The following is a 6,662-nucleotide window of genomic DNA, read 5'->3' on the forward strand; positions in this document are numbered from 1 at the left end:
GGTCAGATGCCCCGCTGGCTGGCGTAGAAGACCAGCCGGTACTTGCCGATCTGCACCTCGTCGCCGTTGGCGAGCGCGACGGCGTCGATGCGCTCGCGGTTGACGTAGGTGCCGTTGAGGCTGCCCACGTCGGCGACGGTGAAGGCCCCGTCCTCCTGGCGGCGGAACTCGACGTGGCGGCGGGAGACCGTCACGTCGTCCAGGAAGATGTCACCCTGCGGGTGGCGCCCCGCCGTCGTCAGGTCCCCGTCGAGCAGGAACCGGCTGCCGGCGTTGGGCCCGCGGCGCACCACCAGCAGCGCCGATCCGGCCGGGAGGGCGTCCACGGCGGCCTGGGCCTCCGGGGAGAGCGTCGGCGCCGGGTTCTGCCCGGTCACCTCCGCCTCGTACGCCTCCAGTCCGGAGATCGAGATCGTCGAGGTGGTCTCCGACGGGCGCTCCTGGGCCGCCTGGGCGGTCAGGGGCGCTCCGCAGTTGGAACAGAAGCGGCTGGCCTCGGCGTTACGGTGCCCGCACCTGCTGCACACCATGGACGGGCCTCCCTGCCGCGGCTGCCCTGCGGGGGCTTCGGTTCCGTACGAGCCGGGACCGAAGTCTCCACCCGTACTTGAGGTTGATGGTTCACCGAAACCTATGCCGCCGGCACCGGAGCGGTCAACGGACGACGCGCCCGAATTGTCACCGCCGGCCACCTCGTCACGGAACAGGGGACGCTCGCCCTGCTCCTCTTCTCCCTGGCGCGGGGCGCGGTGCCGGGCGGCCTTGCCGCCGTCCTCGCGCCCACTCTTGCCGAACAACTTCGCAAACAACTTCACGGGCGATTCCCCTTGACCGAAACAGACCCGCCCGTGGGGCAGGACGAACCCTGATTGCACACGACGGCCGATCCGGACGCCTTCACCGCGTCCGTCTCCACCGCACAGTTTCCACCACGCACCGCCTCCGCTGTGCGCCGACCCCCCGCAACCTCATGCCCCGCTCGGGCACTGTGCATACGCTCGGGCCTCACTCGTTGGACGACCGAGCGTAGTCAGGCTGCTCCGCCGGTCGCAAGGCGTCCACCACGATCTTCTCCTCACGTGTCACCACCACCGTGGCCTGCTCCTTCTCCAGCGTCTGGACCACCCCGCCAGGGATGTTGAGGGCCGGTTCGAGATCCTGCGGGTTGCCGATGACCTTGAAACGGTAAGGACGGGTGATCTTGTTCCCGTCGACGTTGACGCCGCCCGACCCGTCACTCAGGTACGTGCCCGCGACCACCCGTACGTCGTTCACCTGGATCGCCTCGGCGCCGGCCGCCCGCAGCTCCTGGACGGCGTCCAGGAGCATGTCGGCGCGGACGGTCCCGGCGGCGTCCTGGACGGTGACGGTGATGCCCGGACCGGTCGCCGCGACGTTCCCCGCGAGGATGCCCAACTGACGCTCCTTCTCGACGGTCTGCCGGCGCGCCTCCTCGGCCTGGTCCGAGCTGTTCTCCAGCTCGGTCCGCTGGTCCTCCAGACGCTGCTTCTCGTCTTCCAGACGCTCGGTACGGTCGTCGAGTTCATCGAGGATGCGGACGAGATCGTCCTGGCGGGCGCCGCGCAGCGCCCCGGTGTCGTTGGTGGAGCGCACCTGGATGGCCAGACCGAGCCCGAGCACGAAGAGCAGCACGGCGACGGTGAGCTGCGCGCGGGTCACCCGCGGTGGCCACAGGCCCTTCACCAGGCGCTGCCGGCCGGTCAGTTCGGCGGGGGCCGGCCCGTCCTCCGGGGGCGGCTCGGCGGCGGGCGCGGGGGCCGCCTCGGGCAGCGGCTGGCGCCGGGGCGGGCCGGACGGACGGGGGGCGTCGCCGGAGTCGGGGCCCTGGGCGCCGGGCTCGTCGTCGCGCATCGGCCTCACGCCCTGAACACGTGCCGGCGGATGGCCGCGGCGTTGGAGAAGATGCGGATGCCGAGGACCACGACGACGCCGGTGGAGAGCTGGGCGCCCACGCCGAGCTGGTCGCCGAGGAAGACGATGAGGGCGGCGACGACGACGTTCGACAGGAACGAGACGACGAACACCTTGTCGTCGAAGATGCCGTCGAGCATGGCGCGCAGCCCGCCGAAGACGGCGTCCAGCGCCGCCACCACGGCGATCGGCAGATAAGGCTCGACGACGGCGGGTACCTCGGGCCGGACCAGCAGTCCGGCCACGACTCCCACGAGGAGCCCCAGTACGGCGATCAAGATGTGCCCTTTCCCGCGGTCGGCTCCGCGATTCGTACGCTCACGCTCGGTGCGGCGGGCAGGCGGACCTCGTCCTCCGCGGTGATCTTGGTGCGGATGCCGAAGTTCTCGCGCAGTGCCGCGAGGTACTGCCCGTCCGAGCTGCCCTGGAAACGGTCGGCGAGGCGCTGCCCGTCGCCCACCGCCAGCACCGTGTACGGCGGGCCCAGCGGCTTGTTGTCGACCAGTATGGCGTCCCCCGCGGCTCTGATCGCCGAGAGGGCTGTGAGGCGCTGGCCGTTGATCGACACGGCCTCGGCGCCGGACTGCCAGAGCCCGTTGACGATGCGTTGCATGTCGCGGTCGCGCAGTCGCCCGGTGTCGGAGAACCCGGCGCTCTCGCGCGGTCCGCCGCCCCCGGTGTCGGAGCCCTTGGCGTCGTCCACCACCAGCTTGAGGCCGGGGCCGTGGACGGCGGTGGAGCCCGAGAGGAGACCGACCAGGGCGCCCTGGTCCCCGCCGTGCTTCTGGAGTGCCTCGCGCTGGCGCTTGCCCACCTCGGTCCGCAGGCTCTCGACGTCCTTCTCGAGACCGTCGGCGGTCGCCGATCCGCTCTCGATCCGGTCGATGAGCTCCTCGCGCTCCTTGGCGACGACCGGTGCGTCCTCGCGGGCCTGGGCGGCCCCGACGGTGACGACGAGGGCGGCGAGGACCAGCCCGGCCGCCAGCCCCAGCTTCGCCTTGAGGGTGCGCGGGACGCCCGCGGTGCCGTCGGCGGCCCGGCGGGCGGCCGCCTCGGCGTAGCCGTCGTCCAGGCTGTGGTCCATCACGTTGGTGAGCAGCGACATGGAGGCGTCGGGGCGCGGGCGGCGCGGGACGGTGCTCCGTTCGGGGGGCTGCTGCGACATGCCGCACATCGTCGCACGGCCGGGGCCCCACCTCCGAATGCGCTCGGGCGGCCGCGGGCGTCCTGCCCGCGGCCGCCCGGTGGCGGTTGTTCCGGTGTCAGCGCCCGGCGCTGTCCACCACGGCCGCCCACTCGTCCAGCAGGGCTTCGGCCGACTCGTCGTCCGGCCCCTCGGCCCACAGGTGGGTGACGGCCTCGGCCCGGTCGGGCAGGACCATCACCCAGCGCCCGTCGGCCTCGACGACCCGGACGCCGTCCGTGGTGTCCACGTACCGGTCGCCGGCCGCCTCGACCACCCGCCGCATGACCAGGCCCTTGACGGCCCACGGGGTGGCGAGGTCGCGCTTGAGGACGTGGGCGCGCGGGATGCGGGCGTCGATCTGGCTGAGGGTGAGCTGGGTCCTCGCCACCAGACCGATGAGCCGTACGAACGCGGCGGTGCCGTCGAAGACGCTGCTGAACTCGGGGACGATGAAGCCGCCCCGGCCGTCGCCGCCGAAGATCGTCGCCTCGTCCCGGCCGACCCGGGTGAGGTCGTCGGGCGAGGTGGTCGTCCACTCGACCTGCGTGCCGTGGTACGCGGCGACCTGCTCGGCGATGCGCGTGGTGGTGACGGGCAGCGCCACCCGCCCGCTGCGCCGGTCGGCCGCGACCAGGTCGAGCATGACCAGCAGAGCCCGGTCGTCCTCGACGATCCGGCCCTTCTCGTCCACGAGCGAGAGCCGCTCGCCGACGGGGTCGAACCGGACGCCGAAGGCGGCCCGCGCGGAGGCCACTATCTCGCCGAGGCGTACCAGTCCGGCCCGGCGGCTCTCGGCGGTCTCGGTCGGCCGGGACTCGTCGAGCCCCGGGTTGATGGTGAGCGCGTCGACACCGAGCCGCCCCAGCAGGCTGGGCAGGACCAGTCCGGCACTGCCGTTGGAGGCGTCGACGACGACCTTGAGCCCGGAGTCGGCGATCCCGCTGGTGTCGACGTTGCGCAGCAGCGAGCCGGTGTACGAGTCGAAGACGCTTGACGGGAAGTGCAGGTCGCCGATCTCCCCGGGGAAGGCACGCCGGTACTCCTGGCGGGCGTAGACCCGGTCCAGCTTGCGCTGGCTGCCCTGGGAGAGGTCGCCTCCCCGCCCGTCGAAGAACATGATGTCGACGGAGTCGGGGACACCCGGCGTGGTCCGGATCATGATGCCGCCGGCGCTGCCGCGCGCCGTCTGCTGCCGGGCGACGGGCAGCGGCACGTTCTCCAGGTCGCGTACGTCGATGGCGCTGGCCTGGAGGGCGGAGATGACCGCCCGCTTGAGGGCGCGGGCGCCTCGCGAGTGGTCACGGGCGGTGGTGACCGTCGAGCCCTTCTTGAGGGTGGTGGCGTACGCGCCGGCGAGGCGGACCGCGAGTTCGGGGGTGATCTCGACGTTGAGGATGCCGGAGACGCCGCGGGCGCCGAAGAGGTGCGCCTGGCCGCGCGACTCCCAGATGACCGAGGTGTTGACGAAGGCGCCGGCCTCGATGGTCTTGAAGGGGTAGACGCGGACGTTGCCCTGGATGATCGACTCTTCGCCGATGAAGCACTCGTCGCCGATGACGGCGCCGTCCTCGATCCGGGCGGCCCGCATCACGTCGGTGTTCTTGCCGATCACGCAGCCGCGCAGGTTGCTCTGCTGCCCGATGTAGACGTTGTCGTGCACGACCGTCTTGTGGAGGAAGGAGCCGCTCTTGACCACCACGTTGGAGCCGATGACGGTGTCCTCGCGGATCTCGGCGCCCGCCTCGACCTTGGCGTAGTCACCGATGTACACCGGTCCGCGCAGCACCGCGTCGGGGTGGACGTCGGCGCCCTCGGCGACCCAGACGCCGGGCGAGATCTCGAATCCGTCGAGTTCGACGTCGACCTTGCCCTCCAGGACGTCGGCCTGGGCCTTCACATAGCTCTCGTGGGTGCCGACGTCCTCCCAGTAGCCCTCGGCGACATAGCCGTAGATGGGCTTGCCTTCCTTCATCAGCTGCGGGAAGACGTCGCCGGACCAGTCGACGGAGGTGTCGGCCTCGACGTAGTCGAAGACCTCCGGCTCCATGACGTAGATGCCCGTGTTGACGGTGTCGGAGAAGACCTGGCCCCAGGTCGGCTTCTCCAGGAAACGCTCCACCTTGCCGTCGTCGTCGACGATGGTGATGCCGAATTCCAGTGGATTGGGGACGCGGGTCAGACAGACCGTGACCAGGGCGCCCTTCTCCTTGTGGAAGGCGATGAGATCGGTGAGGTCGAAATCGGTGAGTGCGTCGCCGGAAATGACGAGGAAGGCGTCGTCCTTGAGGGCTTCCTCCGCGTTCTTGACGCTGCCGGCTGTCCCGAGTGGCTTCTCCTCATTGGCATAGGTGAGTTCCATCCCGAGTTCTTCGCCGTCACCGAAATAGTTCCTGACGAGCGAGGCCAGGAACTGGACGGTGACCACGGTCTCGGAGAGCCCGTGCCGTTTGAGCAGCCTGAGCACGTGCTCCATGATGGGCCGGTTGACCACCGGCAGGAGCGGCTTGGGCATGCTTGAGGTCATGGGGCGAAGACGGGTGCCTTCGCCTCCGGCCATTACGACGGCCTTCATGTCGGAAGCGTCCTCCTTGAAGAGACGACGGTCTTGCCGACTTCACCCGGCCGGTCCGGCCCGCGACTAGGTATGGCGCGGACCATCAGCCTTACGGCCGCCCAATGGCGGGGCTCAATCGGCCGTGGCGTCCGCCCGGACAAGCCGGCGGACCTGGACCACGTAGAGAATCCCTGCCCACCAGTAGAGGGTTGTACCCCATCCTGCGAACGCCCATCCGAAAACAGCTGCGAGGGACGCGAGCCAGCTGCCGCCCTCGCTGAGGAGCAGCAGCGGAAACGCGTACATCAAGTTGAAGGTAGCGGCCTTCCCCAGAAAGTTCACCTGGGGAGGCGGATAACCGTGGCGTCGGAGGATGCCCACCATGACCAGCAGCATCAGTTCGCGGGCGAGGAGGAGGCCGGTGAGCCACCAGGGCAGGATCTCCCGCCAGGTGAGGCCGACCAGCGTCGAGAGGATGTACAGCCGGTCCGCGGCCGGGTCCAGCAGCCGGCCCAGGCGGCTGATCTGGTTCCAGCGCCTGGCCAGCTTCCCGTCCAGGTAGTCGCTGACGCCGCTCAGGGCGAGCACCAGCAGCGCCCAGCCGTCACTGTTCGGGCCGCCGAAGACGGGCCGGAGGATGAGCCACAGGAACAGCGGTACGCCGACCAGGCGGGCCATGCTGAGGACGTTGGGGATGGTGAGGACCCGGTCCGTCTGGACCCGAGTCTCCTGGACCTCCACCCGGGGGCCTCCTGTGGTGTAACGCGCCAATGTTGCCCCCCGACCTTACCCCCCGGCCCGCGCTCCCTTCACAGAGGGGGCACAAGTCCCCCTGAATGCCGCTGAACGCAGAAATGCCTCGGGCCCTGGAAACCTGTTTTCACAAGGTTCCCAGGGCCCGAGGCCAAAGAAAGTTCGGCGGCGTCCTACTCTCCCACAGGGTCCCCCCTGCAGTACCATCGGCGCTGTAAGGCTTAGCTTCCGGGTTCG

The 6,662-nt window shown here is 70.2% G+C and carries 6 protein-coding genes and 1 rRNA gene; all 7 read right to left on the reverse strand.

Features of this window, described 5'->3' with window-relative positions; genetic code table 11:
- Positions 1-2: 2 nt before the first annotated feature.
- Positions 3-923, reverse strand: coding sequence for a double zinc ribbon and FHA domain-containing protein (locus tag IF45_RS32090; protein ID WP_075987617.1), 921 nt, complete (start codon positions 921-923; stop codon positions 3-5).
- A gap of 82 nt (positions 924-1,005) precedes the next feature.
- Positions 1,006-1,872 carry a DUF881 domain-containing protein gene (locus tag IF45_RS0103360; protein ID WP_015508195.1) on the reverse strand — a complete coding sequence of 289 codons (867 nt, stop codon included), beginning with the start codon at positions 1,870-1,872 and terminating at the stop codon, positions 1,006-1,008.
- 5 nt (positions 1,873-1,877) lie between these two features.
- Positions 1,878-2,210, reverse strand: a complete 333-nt coding sequence (locus IF45_RS0103365) for a small basic family protein (RefSeq protein ID WP_003946928.1) — start codon at positions 2,208-2,210, stop codon at positions 1,878-1,880.
- Positions 2,207-3,106 (reverse strand): DUF881 domain-containing protein, encoded by a 900-nt coding sequence (locus tag IF45_RS0103370; protein ID WP_008417542.1) that lies wholly within the window; start codon positions 3,104-3,106, stop codon positions 2,207-2,209. Before IF45_RS0103370 ends, IF45_RS0103365 begins: the two co-directional genes overlap by 4 nt.
- An 88-nt stretch (positions 3,107-3,194) precedes the next feature.
- The gene (locus IF45_RS0103375; RefSeq protein WP_003946930.1) at positions 3,195-5,690 is read right to left on the reverse strand and encodes a mannose-1-phosphate guanyltransferase; all 2,496 of its coding nucleotides are present in this window, start codon (positions 5,688-5,690) and stop codon (positions 3,195-3,197) included.
- 114 nt (positions 5,691-5,804) lie between these two features.
- The gene (clsA, locus tag IF45_RS0103380; RefSeq protein ID WP_008417540.1) at positions 5,805-6,413 is read right to left on the reverse strand and encodes a cardiolipin synthase ClsA; all 609 of its coding nucleotides are present in this window, start codon (positions 6,411-6,413) and stop codon (positions 5,805-5,807) included.
- A 172-nt stretch (positions 6,414-6,585) separates the two neighbouring features.
- Positions 6,586-6,662: ribosomal RNA gene (gene rrf / locus IF45_RS0103385) — 5S ribosomal RNA — on the reverse strand; the annotation flags it as partial.

The organism is Streptomyces albidoflavus (assembly GCF_000719955.1).
GTDB lineage: Bacteria > Actinomycetota > Actinomycetes > Streptomycetales > Streptomycetaceae > Streptomyces > Streptomyces albidoflavus.